At 58.4% G+C, this 16563-nt stretch carries 14 protein-coding genes; 4 read left to right on the top strand and 10 right to left on the bottom strand.

The annotated features are described in order from the left end of the window. Both GHO32_RS20300 and glyA read right to left on the bottom strand, forming a co-directional pair. Positions 1 to 603 (bottom strand): FAD-dependent oxidoreductase (locus GHO32_RS20300; RefSeq protein WP_153442977.1); only part of this gene is annotated, 603 nt, incomplete at its 3' end. Positions 604 to 625: 22 nt separating this feature from the next. Beyond that, positions 626 to 1879, bottom strand: coding sequence for a serine hydroxymethyltransferase (gene glyA, locus GHO32_RS20305; RefSeq protein WP_153336559.1), 1254 nt, complete (start codon positions 1877 to 1879; stop codon positions 626 to 628). A 282-nt stretch (positions 1880 to 2161) separates the two neighbouring features. On the opposite strand from glyA, the gene GHO32_RS20310 reads away from it, so the two are divergent. From GHO32_RS20310 to GHO32_RS27245, 3 genes are all read left to right on the top strand, one after another. Continuing rightward, the gene (locus tag GHO32_RS20310; protein WP_153336558.1) at positions 2162 to 3205 is read left to right on the top strand and encodes a low specificity L-threonine aldolase; all 1044 of its coding nucleotides are present in this window, start codon (positions 2162 to 2164) and stop codon (positions 3203 to 3205) included. 260 nt (positions 3206 to 3465) lie between these two features. Further along, positions 3466 to 4653, top strand: a complete 1188-nt coding sequence (locus GHO32_RS20315; RefSeq protein WP_153336557.1) for an alpha-xenorhabdolysin family binary toxin subunit A — start codon at positions 3466 to 3468, stop codon at positions 4651 to 4653. Between the two features lie 15 nt (positions 4654 to 4668). Further along, positions 4669 to 5658 carry an alpha-xenorhabdolysin family binary toxin subunit B gene (locus GHO32_RS27245; RefSeq protein ID WP_178113916.1) on the top strand — a complete coding sequence of 330 codons (990 nt, stop codon included), beginning with the start codon at positions 4669 to 4671 and terminating at the stop codon, positions 5656 to 5658. An 83-nt stretch (positions 5659 to 5741) separates the two neighbouring features. On the opposite strand, the gene GHO32_RS20325 is transcribed toward GHO32_RS27245, so the two are convergent. The 3 genes from GHO32_RS20325 to gbcB all read right to left on the bottom strand — a co-directional run bounded on the left by GHO32_RS20325 (position 5742) and on the right by gbcB (position 7575). Next, positions 5742 to 6044 (bottom strand): cell division protein ZapA, encoded by a 303-nt coding sequence (locus tag GHO32_RS20325; RefSeq protein ID WP_048372339.1) that lies wholly within the window; start codon positions 6042 to 6044, stop codon positions 5742 to 5744. Continuing rightward, a complete protein-coding gene (locus GHO32_RS20330) occupies positions 6041 to 6271 on the bottom strand; it encodes a hypothetical protein (protein WP_048372341.1) in 231 nt (76 codons plus the stop codon). The genes GHO32_RS20325 and GHO32_RS20330 overlap by 4 nt, the downstream gene beginning before the upstream one ends. 203 nt (positions 6272 to 6474) lie before the next feature. After that, positions 6475 to 7575 carry a glycine-betaine demethylase subunit GbcB gene (gene gbcB, locus GHO32_RS20335; RefSeq protein WP_048372343.1) on the bottom strand — a complete coding sequence of 367 codons (1101 nt, stop codon included), beginning with the start codon at positions 7573 to 7575 and terminating at the stop codon, positions 6475 to 6477. Between the two features lie 282 nt (positions 7576 to 7857). Between gbcB and gbcA the strand changes: the two genes are divergently transcribed. Further along, the gene (gene gbcA / locus GHO32_RS20340) at positions 7858 to 9150 is read left to right on the top strand and encodes a glycine-betaine demethylase subunit GbcA (protein WP_048372345.1); all 1293 of its coding nucleotides are present in this window, start codon (positions 7858 to 7860) and stop codon (positions 9148 to 9150) included. Between the two features lie 73 nt (positions 9151 to 9223). Here the strand turns inward: gbcA and GHO32_RS20345 are convergent, their stop codons facing one another. The 5 genes from GHO32_RS20345 to dgcA form a co-directional block, all read right to left on the bottom strand. Beyond that, the gene (locus GHO32_RS20345) at positions 9224 to 9802 is read right to left on the bottom strand and encodes a GNAT family N-acetyltransferase (protein WP_153336555.1); all 579 of its coding nucleotides are present in this window, start codon (positions 9800 to 9802) and stop codon (positions 9224 to 9226) included. A 513-nt stretch (positions 9803 to 10315) separates the two neighbouring features. Then, positions 10316 to 11086, bottom strand: coding sequence for an electron transfer flavoprotein subunit beta (locus tag GHO32_RS20350; RefSeq protein ID WP_123750858.1), 771 nt, complete (start codon positions 11084 to 11086; stop codon positions 10316 to 10318). A gap of 137 nt (positions 11087 to 11223) precedes the next feature. Next, a complete protein-coding gene (locus tag GHO32_RS20355; RefSeq protein ID WP_153338149.1) occupies positions 11224 to 12435 on the bottom strand; it encodes an electron transfer flavoprotein subunit alpha/FixB family protein in 1212 nt (403 codons plus the stop codon). After that, positions 12432 to 14375, bottom strand: a complete 1944-nt coding sequence (gene dgcB / locus GHO32_RS20360) for a dimethylglycine demethylation protein DgcB (protein ID WP_153335143.1) — start codon at positions 14373 to 14375, stop codon at positions 12432 to 12434. The genes GHO32_RS20355 and dgcB overlap by 4 nt, the downstream gene beginning before the upstream one ends. A 114-nt stretch (positions 14376 to 14489) precedes the next feature. Beyond that, positions 14490 to 16550 (bottom strand): dimethylglycine demethylation protein DgcA, encoded by a 2061-nt coding sequence (gene dgcA, locus GHO32_RS20365; RefSeq protein ID WP_153335142.1) that lies wholly within the window; start codon positions 16548 to 16550, stop codon positions 14490 to 14492. Positions 16551 to 16563 lie beyond the last annotated feature (13 nt).

The raw sequence follows: 16563 nt of genomic DNA on the forward strand, positions 1-16563 counted from the left end.
AAAAATACCCGCTATCCGATCATCGGCGCCACCGTGCAACGGCGCGGCGTCATGCCGGGCCACGCCGCCGCGCCGTTGCACGGTGGCGCCGATGATCGGATAGCGGGTATTTTTTGAGCAATCGAGGTACGGAATCTCGTCCGCCACTTGCTTGCCGTTAAGCAGTTCGCCGTCCACGCCATTGAGGCGGTTGGCGCTGACCCGGCGTTCCGAATCGCGCATGTCTTGCAGGGTGTGGCACAGGTTGTAAACGCCGCGCTGCGAGAACATGACGTTGTAGTTGAGGTCCTGGGACAAGCCTTCCCACAATTTCATGGCGTGTTCGTACAGGTGCGCCGACTCGTCCCACAAATAGTTGGAACGCACGATGGTAGTGTTTCGCGCCGTGTTGCCGCCGCCCAGCCAGCCTTTTTCGACCACGGCCACGTTGGTGATGCCGTGCTCTTTGGCCAGGTAATACGCGGTGGCCAGACCATGCCCGCCGCCGCCGACGATGACCACGTCATAGACCTTTTTGGGGGTCGGCGTGCGCCACATTTTTTGCCAGTTTTCGTGGTGGCTGAACGAGTGCTTAAGAAGGCCGAAACCTGAATACCGTTGCATAGGGCTTACTCCAAAAACGCGCTCAGCGATAAACCGGGAAGTCTTTGCACAGCGACGTCACCTGACGCGCCACATCGGCCTCGATATCGGGGTCACCGAGGTGATCGAGGATGTCGCAAATCCAGCCCGCCAACTCCGTGCACTGCGCCACCTTAAAGCCACGGGATGTCACCGCCGGGGTGCCGATGCGCAGGCCCGAGGTCACAAACGGCGATTGCGGGTCGTTCGGCACGGCGTTTTTGTTGACGGTGATATGCGCACGGCCCAAGGCGGCGTCGGCGTCTTTGCCGGTCAGGCCCTGACGGATCAGGCTGACCAAAAACAGGTGGTTATCGGTGCCGCCCGAGACCACGTCGTAGCCGCGTTTGATAAACACCTCGGCCATGGCCTGGGCGTTGTCGATCACCTGCTGCTGATAGGTTTTGAAGCCCGGCTCCAGTGCCTCTTTAAAGCACACCGCCTTGGCGGCAATCACATGCATCAACGGGCCGCCCTGACCGCCGGGGAACACCGCCGAGTTGAATTTCTTTTCCAGCGCTTCGTTGCTCTTGGCCAAAATCAGCCCGCCACGTGGCCCGCGCAGGGTTTTGTGGGTGGTGGTGGTCACCACGTCGGCGTAGGGCAGCGGGTTCGGGTACATGCCCGCTGCAACCAGCCCGGCCACGTGGGCCATGTCGACAAAAAAGTACGCACCGACCTTGTCAGCGATTTCGCGAAAGCGTGCGAAATCTAGCGTTTTGGAGTAGGCCGAGAACCCTGCAATGATCATCTTTGGCTGATGTTCGACCGCTAAACGTTCCACTTCGTCGTAGTCAATCAGCCCGGTGGCCGTGTCGATGCCGTACTGCACGGCGTTGTACAACTTGCCCGAAAAACTCACGCTGGCGCCGTGGGTCAAATGGCCGCCATGGGCCAGGCTCATGCCCAGCACGGTGTCACCGGCATTGAGCAACGCCAGGTACACCGCAGCGTTAGCCTGGCTGCCCGAGTGCGGCTGCACGTTGGCGTAGTCGGCGCCGAACAGCTGCTTGGCGCGGTCGATGGCCAATTGCTCGACTTTATCCACATGCTCGCAACCGCCGTAATAGCGCTTGCCGGGGTAGCCTTCGGCGTACTTGTTGGTCAGGCCGCTGCCCTGCGCTTGCATGACCCGCTGGCTGGTGTAGTTCTCGGAGGCAATCAGCTCGATGTGATCTTCCTGACGCTGCTCCTCAGCGTTGATCGCCGCCATCAAGGCATCGTCGTAACCCTGAATCTGATCCTGTTTGCTGAACATTGCGTTCTCCCAGCGCCAGCGCGCCATTCGTCTCGGTGAGGCTTATGCCCTTTGAGCCAGATGGTAGAGCCGGTACAGGCCGATCAAATGCCTGCGCGCGCCACGCAATGGCGCGTTTACGACATCACGCAAAACCATAATCGGTAGGAGCGAGCTTGCCTCGCGATCTTTTGATTGTTTAAAAGCTCGCGAGGCAAGCTCGCTCCTACAGGATATGTGTGTCTGTGCACCTGCCGCGTTCTTGGATAAAGTGCAGCACACCCTTCGACACGGAACCGGGAAATGACTGATAAGAGCCAACAATTCGCCAGCGACAACTACTCCGGTATCTGCCCCGAAGTCTGGTCTGCCATGGAAAAAGCCAACCACGGCCATCAACGCTCTTACGGCGATGACGAGTGGACCCTGCGTGCGGCCAACGACTTCCGCACCTTGTTTGAAACCGACAGCGAAGTGTTCTTTGCCTTCAACGGTACGGCGGCCAACTCGCTGGCGTTGTCGTCGTTGTGCCAGAGCTTTCACAGCGTGATCTGCTCCGAAACCGCCCACGTCGAAACCGACGAATGCGGCGCCCCGGAGTTCTTCTCCAACGGCTCCAAACTGCTGCTGGCCCGCACGGAAAACGGCAAGATCTCCCCGGAGTCGATCCGCGAGATCGCCCTCAAGCGCAAAGACATTCACTACCCAAAACCCCGCGTAGTGACCATCACCCAGGCCACCGAAGTGGGCACGGTGTACACCCCTGAAGAAATCCGCGCCATCAGCGCCACCTGTAAAGAGCTGGGCTTGCTGCTACACATGGACGGCGCGCGTTTCTCCAATGCCTGTGCGTTTTTGAACTGCTCGCCGGCCGACCTGAGCTGGAAAGCCGGGGTAGACGTGCTGTGCTTTGGCGGGACGAAAAACGGCATGGCGGTGGGCGAGGCGATTTTGTTCTTCAACCACGACCTGGCGGTGGACTTTGACTACCGCTGCAAACAGGCCGGGCAACTGGCGTCGAAAATGCGCTTTTTGTCAGCGCCGTGGGTGGGCTTGCTGGAAAACCAGGCCTGGCTCAAACACTCACGCCACGCCAACCATTGCGCGCAACTGCTCAGCCAACTGGTCAGCGACATTCCAGGCGTGGAACTGATGTTCCCGGTACAGGCCAACGGCGTGTTCTTGCAACTGTCGGAGCCCGCGGTGGCCGCCTTGACCGCCAAGGGCTGGCGCTTCTACACCTTCATTGGCAAAGGCGGCGCTCGCTTCATGTGCTCGTGGGACACCGAGGAAGCACGGGTACGGGAATTGGCAGCGGATATTCGAGAAGTGATGGCGGCTCACTAAACATCACGCGACGTCCAGTTTTAAACCACTAAGGGAGCTACTTATGCTCCCTTTTTTTTCTGTAAATTATTTCAATTAATCTAACTTGCACCCACAAAACCTACATCTTCAACGCCTGAACAATAGTAAAACAAGTCAGTATTCTTACCTCTACAAACGACTTCCACTTATGGCTAATACACTCAAATAGCGTTTGACTAAGGCCATGCAACCCCCTGCTTGAGGGTCACCACATAACTGACTGATAAAAGGTTAACACCATGAAACAAATGACACCCGGCATTGAATTTATAAACCGCGAGCGTATTAATAAAACCGCCATTAATGAACCCCCACCCTTCTTCGAAGCACTCAACAGTCCGGAGGCGCGATTATTCTTAACAGCCGAAGACATGAAGCTCATTAAAGAGTATGTTCGCACCGCTAAAAAACTGCCTAAAACCCTGCCAGACATACATGAACAACTTGGCAAACTTGAAACAGCCGAATTTAGCACTCTTGAGCTGTTAACCATTCATGAGAGCATTCACCGTCACGCGCTGCTCTGGCCCGATATAGAGACAGGGCTGTTTACCTCGGGTGAGCGCCTGAAAGTGTTCTCACATAACCTGACCACCTTCATCACCCGCCTGTCTGACACCATTTCCCAAATGCCTATTGTTGAAAAGATTGAAAAGTTTGAGAGCACCTCAATCAAACATTTGCCGCCCATTACCTTTGACCCCGTAGACGAAAAAATCCATAAGACACTCGGCAGTACATTTGATGACCTTAAAATAAGCATCGCAAAGGCATCCAGTGAGACCGACAGCCTGCACAAAGAGATCACCTCGTTTAATAATAAACTTGAGCAACACTTGATTCCTCTTGTCGCACGCAGCATCAATACATTGAGTAAAGTGTCCCACGCCGAACACGCCGATCGGTTAATGTTGCGCTTGAACGACGCACGGGAAACACACAAACAAAAAAGTAACGAAAAGACCAAACTCTTGGCGTTCGACGTTAGCAAGTTCGGACTGTCCGCTGCCAACCCACTTAGCCTCTTCATAAACTTTCTTAATGGCCCCGCTTCGTTAAGCCCTGAGCTGATAGACGTCATACACCACGTGGGGAAACTGAACCGGGAGATCACCCAACTCGAAAGCGAGATCCTCGCCACCGAAGGTATTCCAAAGCTGGTTACCAACCACAGCCTGTCTCTGCGTACGTTGCAGACCGTCATGGGTAGCGCGGCAGAAGCCACCGAAAAGCTAAAAACAGTATGGGCAACCATCATTGCCCATATCGAAACCTCAGCGACTGACTTCAAGCTGATTAAAACCGGTCAGGCATTAATTTCTTTTCAGGCCAATATCGATCGCACTATCGCGCCCTGGAAAGAAGTCAACCTGACCGTTAGCGCATTGCTGGATGTTTTATACACCGCCAATCAATCAAACACTTAAGCAAGGATGTTTACTGTGACTGACTTCCCCTTAATCAATATTGCGCTTATCAAGAACAATAAAAAAAATATCAATGCCTTGGCAGGCCGTCTGGAACTTTCATTTAACAGCGCCCTGTGCTCAAAGGTCCAGCGCCTGGATAAAGCAATTAATGCAGCCCACGAGACACTGCTCACTCACACAGTAAAAATAGCCGTACGGTTAACCGACAAAAATTACATCCGCTTACGGCCAATGATCCTGGAGATAGAAAACAGCCCGTCATTGGGCGACGAACAAAAAAAACAATCGATCGCAGCCCTGGAATACGACTACCTGACCAGCCAAAAAGAATCGCACCGTGTCATCGCCCAATTGCTCCTGGCCATGGAGAACACACAAAATGACCTCGAAGATATCAAATTGTCTGAACTGGACTTGCGCGTACCGCACTCGATGACCGAGGACATTAACACCGAGCTTGAAAATAGCAAGATACGCCAACAACAGCTGACCGTTGACTTACAAACCCTGAGCACTGCCATTCATTTAATTGACGATAAAAATATTGCCGATTACCTGATGGACTGGATCCCCAGCGAAGAAACCATTAACGCTGTCAGTTTTTCAGCGTCAAAAGTCGAAATACTCAAACAAGCACTCCTTCTGTTGAAAAAGTACGTGAGCTATATTTCCGAGCATTTGAACTATCTAAAAATGATCGAAGCCCGAAACGTATTAAGGCTTGAGATCCAGAAATGCCGAGATCGTGAATCCGTACTGGTCGGGTTACAAAATAATCACACCGCCGTCACCCAGGCGCTGAATGAGGCCGAATCCTTAAACGTTTTAAAAAACGATTACCACACGCAAGCGACAAACGTTACCCGTCGGATAGAGCACTATATGGGCAAGGTTAACTTTGACGGCCCGTTATCCTCCGACAACGTCGACGCTATTAAAGATGAAATGCAGCAACTCGAAGCGTTCTTGAAACCGCTCACGTCGATCAGGCTACCCAAATAAGCAAGGCCTGCTCAGGTTAATAGCGGACAAGGCAGCGTGTGCTGGTGCTACCTGCCTTGCCCGCCTCTGTGATGCGCGCCGACTCAGACTTGCCCGAGGGTTCGCTCAATCACATCGACCGTGGCGCTGACTTGCTCTTGATAACGGTCGAGTTCCTGTTTGTGGCTCAGTTGCAATTCAATCTGTTGCGAGCACAGATTCAACGCGGCCAAAACCAGCAATTTGTCCCCGATCAAGCTCGGGTACTTTCTTTTCGTTTCGGCCAGGGCAGCTTTCAACATGACCGTGGCGGCCAGCAGCGTTTGTTTCTCGCCTTCCGGTGCCTTGATCGTGTAGTCGTTCCCCAAAATCGAGACGACATTTACACCGTCTCTGTCCGCGCTCATGCGTTGACAGGGCTCACGCTCGCGCGCTCAACCAGGGCTTGAATGCGTGCAGCGGTAGCGCCTTGCTTCTCTTCAGCTTCCATCAGCGACAGTTGCAGGCTTTCGTTTTCATCTTTGGCCTGTGCCAGTTCAGCGTTCAGCTGAGTGTTGGCGTCCAGCAGTTCTTGTTTTTGCTGAACCAGGTCGCTGACCAGTTGTTCCAGTTTGCTAAGGGATGACTCAATCATGGTGGTGTTCTCAAGCAGTTTTCAGAGGGCGCGTACGATAAAGAAAAGTCGACCGCTAAGCTAGCGAAGACCTGCCTTTACGCGCCCTAAAGACTGCGGTTTGCAACCTTTGTTCCCGCAACCCTGCTAAACCTGTAGGAGCGAGCTTGCTCGCGAGCTTTTAAAAGATCAAAAGATCGCGAGCAAGCTCGCTCCTACAGGGTTCAGAATTCGATACGCACGTCGCCTTTGGGCACGCTGCAACACGACAAGATGTAGCCTTCTGCCACGTCATCGTCGGTGATGCCGCCGTTGTGTTCCATCTCAACTTCGCCGCCCAACTTGAGCACTTTGCAGGTGCCGCAAATGCCCATGCCGCAGGCTTTGGGGATCATCAGGCCAAGCTTGGCTGCTGCCGCGTGCACGGTTTCGGCCGGGCCCACGCGGATGCTCTTGCCTGACGCGGTGAATTCCACCTGGTTGAGGTCAGCCACGTCCAGCTCCGGCGCATCGGCCGCTTGCTCGGCTTGTTCGATGGCGTCTGCCCGCACTTCGGGTGGCGTCGCACCAAACGACTCTTCGTGGTAACGGCTCATGTCAAAACCGTTGCTTTCCAGCAGGCGTTTCACCGCATTCATATACGGCGTCGGCCCGCAGCAAAACACTTCGCGCTCCATAAAGTCGGGCGCCATCAGGTCGAGCATTTTGTGGTTCAGATAACCGCGATACCCCGCCCACGGTTCACCCAAACCATGTTTCTCGCAGATCAGGTGCAGGCTGAAGTTGTCGATGCGCGACGCCATGTGTTCCAGCTCGCGGTGGTAAATGATGTCTTTGGGCGAACGGGCGCTGTGGATAAACACCATGTCGACATTGGCATTGGTGTCGTAAAACCAGCGCGCCATCGACATCACCGGGGTGATGCCCACGCCGCCGCTCAGGTACAAAACCTTCGGGCTGGGCGCGTCGATGGCGTTAAACAGCCCGACCGGGCCATGCACCGCCAGCTCCTGGCCTTCTTGCAGGGTGTCGTGCAGCCAGTTGGACACACGCCCACCCGGCACGCGCTTGATCGTCACCGAAAAACTGTACGGCACCGACGGTGAGCTGGAGATGGTGTACGAGCGCATCACCGGATCGCCGTCGATCTCCAGTTCCAGGGTCACGAACTGCCCCGGCTTGAAAAAGAACAAAATCGGCTGGTCCGCCATAAAGCAGAACGTGCGCACATCCCAGGTTTCCTGAATCACTTTGACGCAGCGCACGATGTGCCGCCCATTGGCCCAGGTTTGAGTGGTAACCGGATTCAGAAAGCTGTTGGACATACGCTTCTCCACGGCCGACTGTCGGCCTCTTGCTGGCGATTTTGCGCATGCCGTTGGGCGGCCATTTACCTATTCGCGACATTCACATACTTATCGCGACCAGCCGCTGAAAACAGCCCCTGCAGCGTCGGGAACAGATTGGGCCATGTCGCCCGCAGATATGGCGATCAGGCGCTTCGAACGCACACTCAGCGCCACTGACAACAGTGAATGCTTTGCCTTGTGTCGCACCCCTGATCAGCCACTTTTAGGCCACGTCGAATGGCCATGAGGACTACAACGATGGACGTCACCGCAACCCTGAGCCTGGGCGATCCACTAGAACCTGCACGCAAGGCCACCGCCGAGATGTTGCAAAATCGCGAGCGGACGTTTTCGCTGCCGCAGCCGTTTTATAACGACGAGCGTCTGTTCGAAATCGACATGCAAGAAATCTTTCAAAAGGAATGGCTGATTGCGGGCATGACCTGCGAGATCCCGGCCAAGGGCAACTTCCTGACCCTGCAAGTGGGCAAGAACCCGATCATCGTGATCCGTGGCGCAGAAGGCCAGGTGCATGCCTTCCATAACGTGTGTCGCCATCGCGGCTCGCGGCTGTGTACCAGCGAGAAAGGCAAAGTCGCCAAGCTGGTGTGCCACTACCACCAATGGACCTACGAGCTGGACGGGCGCCTGCTGTTTGCCGGCACCGAGATGGGCGCCGATTTCGACATGAAGCAGTACGGCCTCAAGCCGGTCAACGTGAAAACCGCAGGCGGCTACATCTTTATCAGCATGGCCGAGAACCCACCGGCGATTGACGAGTTCCTGGCTACGCTGAACCACTACATGGAACCCTACGACATGGAAAACACCAAGGTGGCGATCCAGACCACCCTGGTCGAAAAAGCCAACTGGAAGCTGGTGATTGAAAACAACCGCGAGTGCTACCACTGCGGCGGCTCGCACCCGGAGCTGCTAAAAACCCTGCTGGAATGGGACGACGTGACCGACCCGCGCGCCGACCAGGCCTTCAAGGACCACGTGGCCGCCTCTGCCGCAGCCTGGGACGCCGAGAAAATCCCCTATGCCCACGCCAGCTTCGGTTTGCGTAACCGCATCGTGCGCATGCCGCTGCTCAAAGGCACCGTATCGATGACCCTGGACGGCAAACAAGGCTGTGCAAAACTCATGGGCCGGATCAAAAACCCGGACCTGGGCTCGATGCGCATCCTGCACCTGCCGCACTCCTGGAACCACTGCATGGGTGACCACATTCTGGTGTTCACCGTGTGGCCGATCGGCCCGCAAGAAACCATCGTCACCACCAAATGGCTGGTGCACAAAGATGCGGTAGAAGGCGTGGACTACGACGTGGAGCGCATGCGCAAAGTCTGGGACGAAACCAACAACCAGGACCGTCGACTGGCCGAAGAAAACCAGCGCGGCATCAACTCCACGGCGTACCAGCCGGGGCCGTACTCCAAGACCTACGAGTTTGGTGTGGTCAACTTTATCGACTGGTACAGCGACCGCCTGCTGAACAACCTGGGGGCAGCGCCAGCGGCCTACCTCAAAGGCGTCGTCACCCAGTAATCACACAAAACGTTGTAGGAGCGAGCTTGCTCGCGATCTTTTGATTTTTAAAAGCTCGCGAGCAAGCTCGCTCCTACAGGGACTTACGCTCCAAAAACATCAAATACGCCTCGCCCGTCACCCCGATCATCGGGTGCGGGACGACGGTGCAGGTTTTAACAATCGTAAACCCATGACGCTCATAGAACCGGCGGGCGCCGGTGTTGGCAGCGTAGTCGATCAGGCTCAAGCCCTTGAGCCCCAACTCATCACAACGCTGGTGCGCGTACTTAAGAAACTCTTGGCCCAGGCCCAGGCCGCGCCACCCTTCATGCAAGGCCAGGCTGGAGATATACAGCGTGTCGGGGACCTCCATGTCGGCGTACGGCGCCAGCACCGGGTCGGTCACCGGCTCAGGGTTCGGGTCTTCGCGCATCACGTAGCTGTGCATCATGCCAATCACGCGGCCTTCGGCCTCGGCAATCAGGCAGTTCTCATACGAGAAATTCACCCCTTCGCGGGCATAGCGACGCTCGCCCACGTCCAGCAGCGCCTCGCCCGGTTGTGCGATGAGGCTCCAGATGTAATCGGCGCCCCCCTCCGATGAAATTTGAAACAGGCGCGCGATGTCGCGCGCATCCGTTTGCAACGCTGGACGAAACAAAATTGGCATACGCGTCACTCCACAGGCTTGAGGCGCTCTTTTTAACGCAGCCCACGGCGCGTACGCCAAGGGGGTTTATGACCAAGTGTTACTGTGCACAGCTCATTTTTTGATCAACACGCCCCAGGCCACGCGTTCAAAGGCATGCAGCCCTTCACCAACATCTTATCCACAGCCACACCCACAGCAATTGTGGGGAAGTGGGTAAGTTATCCTTAAAAAGGCGATTGGCTATTTTTTGACCAAAACTGTGTAGGCTACGGTTTATATGGGCTGTAGCTAACCGCGAACACGTTATCCACATAACCGCCAACAGAGAATGTGTGCAACTTATGCACCGCCCTGCCCGACTGTGGAAAACCCCTTAAAGGCGCCATTGCTCAAGGGTTTAACGGCTGCGCGGTGGATAACAACGGTAATTGGCTGTTTTTTGATCAGATGCTTGAAAGCCTTGATCTGTATGGCGCTTAGCCAATAGCAAACAACTTATCCACATAAGCGCTAACAGACTTTGTGGGCAACTCAGCGCACCACGCCTTCTTCGATGAGTAACTTCAAAATCGCCTGCGCGCCCTCTTCGGCACTCACGCCTTTGAGCACTTGCCCCGAACCACCGGCCGCCTTGGCTGTGGCGGCCTTCATGCGGTCAGCACCGCTTTTGGCCTTGATCACCTTCAAACGCTTGGGGCGCGGCTTGGCGGTCTGGAAAAGCCCCCGTGTGGATAACTCGTCCTCCACCACCTCGACTTCCTGGGCGCCGATTTGCCCCCGTGTGGCCGGGCCGTAGGCGCTCTGCCGGGCTTTAGGCGCGGCGTTATCCACAGTGGCCATAAACGGCAGGCGCACCTTGAGCCGACGTCGCTGGCCACGGGGCAGCGCTTGCAGCACCGTCGCCACACCGTTGTGGATAGATTCGATCTGCGCCACGCCCACCAGCAGCGGCCAGCCCAGTTGTTCGGCCAGCAGGTACGGGAGCATGCCCGAGCCTTCGCCGGTTTCGGCCTGGCTGCCGGTCAGCACCAACTGAACCCCGGACTCACGCAAGTAATCGCGCAGCACCGGCACCGCGTCGGCATGCTCGGGTTGTTCAAGAACATGCAATTCGTCCAGGCCCATGCCCAGATAAGCGCGCAGCGCAGGCTCGTGGGGGTTACCGGCGTGCAGCACATGCAGGTTATCCCCAGCCAGTTGCAGGCCCAGCTCAACAGCGCGAGCATCGTGCTCGGCACGCCGGGCCCGCCCGGAAGCGGGGTGAGCGCCGATTGAAACCAGTGCGACAGTGTCGATGCTCATACATAACTCTCCAGATCAAAAGCCCCTCTCCCTAGCCCTCTCCCGGAGGGAGAGGGGACTGACCAAGGGGAATTCAAACTCAATGCAATGCCTTGTGCCCCCTCTCCCTCCGGGAGAGGGCTGGGGTGAGGGCGCCTTTAAGCCACTTCCCGCTTAGCGCCATGGCGCCACTGTTCAACCGCCGCGATCAACGCCTGCAGCACCGCGGTGCCATCGCCAATCACCGACAAGTCAGCGCGCTTGATCATGTCGCAGCCGGGGTCGAGGTTGATCGCCACCACTTTGTCGCACGCGCCAATACCTTGCAGGTGCTGGATCGCGCCGCTGATGCCGACCGCCACATACACCCGCGCCGTGACCCACGTACCGCTGGCGCCCACTTGGCGCTCGCGGCCCATAAAGCCGTCGTCTACGGCCACCCGCGATGCGCCTTCGGTGGCGCCCAGGGCCGAAGCCGTCTTGTGGAAAAGTGTCCAGTCCTTCACGCCGTTGCCACCACTGAGGATAAATTCCGCCTCGGCCATGGGAATCGCCGCCGGGTCCACCTCCACCGCGCCCACATCTTCGATGCGAGGCAAGCACGGCACCACCGCTGTGGATAACTCCACCGCCAGGGCCTCATGGCGGGTTTCACTCACCGGCTCAGCGCATTCGGCGGCCGCGAGGATCAGGCGCGGCACGGCTTGCGCCACGTCTTCAAGCCCGGCCCCGGCGCGGCCCACGCATTGGCCGTCCTTGATTTGCCACACGCGGGTCGCCGGGCGTTCGCCCAGGCTGGCCGCCAGACGCCGCCCCAGCTCACCGCCCCCCGAGCGGCTGTCGGGCAGCAACCAATGCTTGGGCGTGAATTGGTTATCCACAGCCCGCAAGCTCAATACTTGTTGCTCCGGTGCATAACCCTGGCTGTCGAGTTGTAACAAGCGGTCGACACCGGCCGTGGCAAACGCGGTTTCCTTGGACTCGCCGAACACCACTGCCAGCACCGCGCCGTCGGCACCCGCCAGTTGATGGGCAAGCCCGAGTATGTCGCGGTCATGGCTGCTCAAGCGGCCACCGACCATGTCCGGCACCACGGCGATGTAAAACGCCGGGGCGGGTACTTGGTGCAACGGCAATTGCACCTCAACCCGGGCCGTGCGCTTGCTCGCGCCGCCCTGCTGCACGCCGCTGCGGTCGATGCGCTTGATGCCGTTGGGGCCGATAAAACCCACCCCGTGGACGTTTTTGCGCAGGACGCCGTTAGGCCCCATCCAGCTTTGCTGCGACGGCTGCAGGGCTGCGTGCAACGGGTGCAAGCGGTTACGGGCGATCCACTCGGCACGCGGGTCGCGGCGAATAATGTCACTCATGCGATCACCTCTTCGGGGGCACGCTGGGTGGTTTTGGCCGACGCTGCGGGTTCAACCAGCGCATCGGCCACCAGTTCAGCAATGTCTTTGATCAACGGCCGTGGCTCAACCACGCCTTCAAGCATGGCGGTGCACTGCGGGCAGCCCACGGCCACGCGCTCGGCGCCGGTTTCGCGAATGTCGTCCATGCGCATGTCGGGGATACGCTGCTTGCCGGGGATGTCGGTAATCGGCGCGCCGCCGCCACCGCCGCAGCAACGTGAGCGAAAGCCCGAGCGCTGCATCTCTTTGACTTCAATGCCCAGCGCCCGCAGCACCGCCCGCGGCGCCTCGTATTCCCCGTTGTAGCGGCCCAAATAGCACGGGTCGTGATACGTCACGCTACCGCCGGTATCGGCGCTCACGTTCAATTGCCCGGCAGCCAGCAGCTCGGCCATGTAAGTGCTGTGATGCTGCACAAGGTACTCGCCACCAAAGGCTGGGTATTCGTTTTTCAGCACATGAAAACTGTGCGGATCGCAGGTGACGATGCGCTTGAAGCGGTACTGGGCCAGGGTCTGGATGTTGCGTTTGGCCAGCGCCTGGAACGTCGCTTCATCGCCCAAACGCCGGGCCACGTCGCCGCTGTCGCGCTCCTCCAGACCGAGCACGGCAAAGCTGACCTTGGCCGCTTTCAGCACTTTGACGAAGGCACGCAAGGTACGCTGGTTGCGCATGTCGAACGCGCCGTCACCGACCCAAAACAACACGTCGACCGAAGGCGTGTCGCGCATCACGTTGAGGTTCAAATCAGCGGCCCAGTTCATCCGCCCACCGGGTGCAAAACCGCCGGGGTTGTCGGTGGCGATCAGGTTATCGAGCACCTGCGCGCCATTGTTCGGCGTCGCGCCTTTTTCCAGGGTGAGGAAGCGGCGCATGTCGATGATGGCGTCTACGTGCTCGATCATCATCGGGCACTCTTCCACACAGGCGCGGCAGGTGGTGCACGACCACAGGGTTTCAGCATCGACCAGACCATTGACGATCGGCTGATACGGGTTGCCGCCGTGTTCGCCAATCGGCTTGCCAGGGTACGGGCTGCCCGCGAAGTGCGCATCGGTGCCACCGGCCAGGCCCACGACCATGTCTTGAATAAGTTTTTTCGGGTTCAGCGGTTGGCCTGCAGCAAACGCAGGGCACGCCGCTTCGCACTTGCCGCACTGCACGCAAGCGTCGAAACCGAGCAGTTGGTTCCAGGTGAAATCCTTGGGTTTTTCTACGCCCAACGGCGCGCTGCGATCCGTCAGGTCGAGGGCTTTGAGGCCGGTCGAACGGCCGCCCCCGAAGCGCTCGGCGCGGCGGTGCCAGGCCAGGTGCAGCGCCCCGGCGAAGGCGTGCTTCATGGGCCCGCCCCAGGTCATGCCCAAAAACAATTCACACACGCCCCATGCCACGCCCACCGCCAGCAATGCTGCGAGAAACCAGCCGCCAAACCCTTCGGGCAGCACCCCGGCGACCGGCAAGGTGAGGATAAAAAAGCTCGCAGAAAACGCCAGCAGGCTTTTCGGCAGGCGCATCCACGGGCCCTTGGACAAACGGCTCGGCGGGTTGAGACGGCGTTTAAATACAAACAGCGCGCCGATAAACATCAGCGCCGTGGCGAACAGCAAGGCGTACCCGAGGATCTGGTTATGCACGCCAAAGCCGTGCACCACAATCGCCAGCACCGCCGCCAGGACAAACCCGCCCGCGGTGGCGACGTGGGTGTTGGCCATGTATTTATCGCGTGCCACCACGTGGTGCAAATCGACCATGTAGCGACGCGGCATGGCCAGCAGCCCGCCGAGCAGATCGACCTTCGACGCACGGCCACGACGCCACATAGCCATGCGCCGCACCGCGCCTAGAATGGCGAGCGCGAGGGAGGCGAATAACAGGATGGGGAGGATGATAGTCAACATGATGAAGCTCCCGGGTCTCACACGATCCCTGTAGGAGCGAGCTTGTCTCGCGATCTTTTCTAAGATCAAAAGATCGCGAGGCAAGCTCGCTCCTACAGAGGTATGGGGCGCTGCTTAGAAATCCTTGCACAACCGCAGGGCGTCATAGATGGCGGCATGCACGTTGCGCTGCGCCACGCAGTCACCGAGGCGGAACAACAAGTAGCCATCACCCGCTTCGCTCAGGCACGGTTGCGGCTGGATCGCGTACAGCGCTTCAACGTCGATCTGGCCCTTGTTGCGCGAGTCGGGCTTGAGCGCGTAATACAGCTCTTCGTCCGGGCGCACGCCGTTTTCAATCACCACCTGGTCCACCACGCGTTCTTCCTTGGCGCCGGTGTATTCGTTCTCCAGCACGGCAATCACCTTGTCGCCTTCGCGGTACACGCGCTCCAGCATCATGTCGCCGGTCATGATCACTTCTTTGGGGTACAGGCTGCGGTAGTAGGTCGGGAACGACGTGCCGCCCACCGCCACGCCGGGCTTGGTGTCGTCGGTGACGATCTCGACCTGCGAGCCTTTGTCGGCCATAAAGTCGGCCACGGACATGCCGGTGAACTCGCAAATGGTGTCGTACACCAGCACGTTTTTACCCGGCGCCACTTTGCCGTCGAGCACGTCCCAGCTGCTCACCGACAAGCCCTCAGCGGCGCCCCAATGTTCGTTCTGCTCGACAAACGAATGCCCGCCCACCGCCAGCACCACGATGTCGGGGCGCAGGTCGCGAATGGTCGCAACATCGGCCGCCGTGCCCAGGCGCAGGTCGACGTTCAAGCGTGCCAGCTCCAGCTGGAACCAACGGGTGATACCGGCCATCTGGTCACGTTGCGGGGCTTTGGCGGCGATGCTGATTTGCCCGCCAATGGCCTCGTTTTTCTCGAACAGGGTCACGTCGTGTCCGCGCTCGGCTGCCACCCGTGCCGCTTCCATCCCGGCCGGGCCTGCGCCGACCACCACCACTTTGCGCTTGGGCCCGGTGGTTTTCTGGATGATGTGCGGCACGCCCATGTATTCACGGGAAGTGGCAGCGTTCTGAATGCACAGCACGTCCAGCCCTTGGTACTGGCGGTCGATGCAATAGTTGGCGCCCACGCATTGTTTGATCTGGTCGACCTGGCCCATTTTGATTTTGGCGATCAGGTGCGGGTCGGCAATGTGGGCGCGGGTCATGCCCACCATGTCGACGTAGCCACCCTCCAGAATCCGCGTGGCCTGGTTGGGGTCTTTGATGTTTTGCGCGTGCAGCACCGGCGCCTTGACCACTTCCTTGATGCCCGCCGCCAGGTGCAAAAACGGCTCCGGCGGGAAGCTCATGTTCGGGATCACGTTGGCCAGGGTGTTGTGGGTGTCACAGCCCGAGCCGACCACGCCGATAAAGTCGAGCATGCCGGTGTCGTCGTAGTACTTGGCGATTTGTTTCATGTCCTCGTGGCTCAAGCCATCGGGGTGAAACTCGTCGCCGCACAGGCGGATGCCCACGCAGAAATCCGGGCCCACTTCGGCACGCACGGCCTTGAGCACTTCCAGCCCGAAGCGCATGCGATTTTCAAAACTGCCGCCCCATTCATCGGTGCGCTTGTTCACCCGTGGGCTCCAGAACTGGTCGATCATGTGCTGGTGCACCGCCGACAGTTCCACGCCATCGAGCCCGCCTTTTTTGGCCCGACCCGCCGCGCTGGCGTAGTTGCCGATGATGCGCCAGATCTCTTCCGGTTCGATGGTTTTGCAGGTGGCACGGTGCACCGGCTCACGCACGCCGGACGGCGACATCAAGGTCGGCCAGTTAAAGCCGTCCCAGCGCGAGCGACGGCCCATGTGGGTAATCTGGATCATGATTTTGGCGCCGTGCTTGTGCATGGCGTCGGCCAGGTTTTGAAAATGCGGGATGATGCGGTCGGTGCTCAGGTTGACCGAACTCCACCACTCCTGCGGGCTGTCGATGGCCACCACGGATGAGCCGCCACAAATCGCCAGGCCGATGCCGCCCTTGGCTTTTTCTTCGTAGTACTGCACGTAGCGCGCTGTGGTCATGCCGCCGTCCGTGGCATACACCTCGGCGTGTGCAGTGCTCAGCACGCGGTTGCGAATGGTCAGTTTGCCGATTTGAATCGGCTCAAACATTGCTTCGAACGCCATATCCCGATCCTCG

Source organism: Pseudomonas sp. FSL R10-2189 (genome assembly GCF_009600325.1).
GTDB classification, from domain to species: domain Bacteria; phylum Pseudomonadota; class Gammaproteobacteria; order Pseudomonadales; family Pseudomonadaceae; genus Aquipseudomonas; species Aquipseudomonas helleri.

Excerpts from the sequence above, each read along its gene's own strand:
- GHO32_RS20330 (WP_048372341.1), bottom strand. The coding sequence starts at position 6,271 with ATGATTGAGTCATCCCTTAGCAAACTGGAACAACTGGTCAGCGACCTG.
- gbcB (WP_048372343.1), bottom strand. The coding sequence starts at position 7,575 with ATGTCCAACAGCTTTCTGAATCCGGTTACCACTCAAACCTGGGCCAAT.
- glyA (WP_153336559.1), bottom strand. The coding sequence starts at position 1,879 with ATGTTCAGCAAACAGGATCAGATTCAGGGTTACGACGATGCCTTGATG.
- GHO32_RS20310 (WP_153336558.1), top strand. The coding sequence starts at position 2,162 with ATGACTGATAAGAGCCAACAATTCGCCAGCGACAACTACTCCGGTATC.
- GHO32_RS20325 (WP_048372339.1), bottom strand. The coding sequence starts at position 6,044 with ATGAGCGCGGACAGAGACGGTGTAAATGTCGTCTCGATTTTGGGGAAC.
- GHO32_RS20355 (WP_153338149.1), bottom strand. The coding sequence starts at position 12,435 with ATGAGTGACATTATTCGCCGCGACCCGCGTGCCGAGTGGATCGCCCGT.
- dgcA (WP_153335142.1), bottom strand. The coding sequence starts at position 16,550 with ATGGCGTTCGAAGCAATGTTTGAGCCGATTCAAATCGGCAAACTGACC.
- GHO32_RS20350 (WP_123750858.1), bottom strand. The coding sequence starts at position 11,086 with ATGAGCATCGACACTGTCGCACTGGTTTCAATCGGCGCTCACCCCGCT.
- GHO32_RS20345 (WP_153336555.1), bottom strand. The coding sequence starts at position 9,802 with ATGCCAATTTTGTTTCGTCCAGCGTTGCAAACGGATGCGCGCGACATC.
- GHO32_RS20315 (WP_153336557.1), top strand. The coding sequence starts at position 3,466 with ATGAAACAAATGACACCCGGCATTGAATTTATAAACCGCGAGCGTATT.
- dgcB (WP_153335143.1), bottom strand. The coding sequence starts at position 14,375 with ATGTTGACTATCATCCTCCCCATCCTGTTATTCGCCTCCCTCGCGCTC.
- gbcA (WP_048372345.1), top strand. The coding sequence starts at position 7,858 with ATGGACGTCACCGCAACCCTGAGCCTGGGCGATCCACTAGAACCTGCA.